Below are 1,052 nucleotides of genomic sequence, written 5' to 3' on the forward strand. Positions count from 1 at the left end.
TGCACGGTGGTCTCGGTGATGCCGTACATGTTGACCAGGCGCGGGGCGTCCTGGGGGTGGCGGGCGTACCAGTCGGCGAGCCGGGTGACGTCCAGCGCCTCGCCGCCGAAGACGACCGTGCACAGCGCCGACCGCCGGGAGAGTTCGGGGTGTTCGGCGTCGGCGCGGACCAGCGGCAGGAACGCGGACGGGGTCTGGTTGAGCACGGTGACGCCCTCGTCGGCGAGCAGCCGCAGGAACGCCTCCGGGTCGCGGGCGGTGTCCGCGGGCACCACGACCAGTCGGCCGCCGTGCAGCAGCGGGCCCCAGAGCTCCCAGACCGAGAAGTCGAAGGTGTAGGAGTGGAACAGCGTCCAGACGTCCTGCGGGCCGAAGCCGAGGAGTTCCCGGGTGTGGTCGAACAGCCGGACCACGTTGGCGTGCGGCACCACGACGCCCTTGGGGCGGCCGGTGGAGCCGGAGGTGTAGATGGCGTAGGCGGGGTTGTCGGGCAGCGGGCGGTGGCGGGGGCCGAGCGGGGCGGCCGGGCGGCGCTCCAGGTCGGCGCGCACGGCCGGGTCGGCCAGTGCCAGGACGGGGACGTCCGCGTCGGTGCGGTCGAGCGTCACCAGGGCCACCGGGGCGGCGTCGCCGAGCAGTTCGGCGCGGCGTTCGGCGGGCAGGTCCGGGTCGAGCGGCAGGTAGGCCGCACCGGCCTTGAGCACGGCGAGCACGGCCACCACCAGGTCGGCCGTCCGGGGCAGCGCGAGGGCGACGAACCGCTCGGGCCCGGCGCCGAGTTCGGCCAGCCGGTGGGCCAACCGGGAGGCCCGGGCGTCCAGTTGGGCGTAGTCGAGGTGCTCGGTGCCGTGGCTGACGGCCCGGGCGTGCGGGGGGCGGGCGGCCTGGGCCACGTAGCGGTCCACCAGGGTGTTCCGGGGCCGGGCCGGGAGGGTGACCGGCCCGGTCGTCCGGCGGCGCTCCTCGGGCGTGGTCCAGGCGAGTTCGCGCAGCGGCCGGTCCAGGCCGTCGGCCAGCCCGGCGAGCAGCAGGCAGAGCCGCCCGGCGAGGGC

Annotated in this window: 1 protein-coding gene; it reads right to left on the reverse strand. The window is 76.4% G+C overall.

The features are described from left to right. Nucleotides 1–1,052 (reverse strand): AMP-binding protein (locus tag ACFC1T_RS38375; RefSeq protein WP_375897442.1); only part of this gene is annotated, 1,052 nt, incomplete at both ends.

Source organism: Kitasatospora sp. NPDC056076 (genome assembly GCF_042266305.1).
In the GTDB taxonomy this organism is placed as follows: domain Bacteria; phylum Actinomycetota; class Actinomycetes; order Streptomycetales; family Streptomycetaceae; genus Kitasatospora.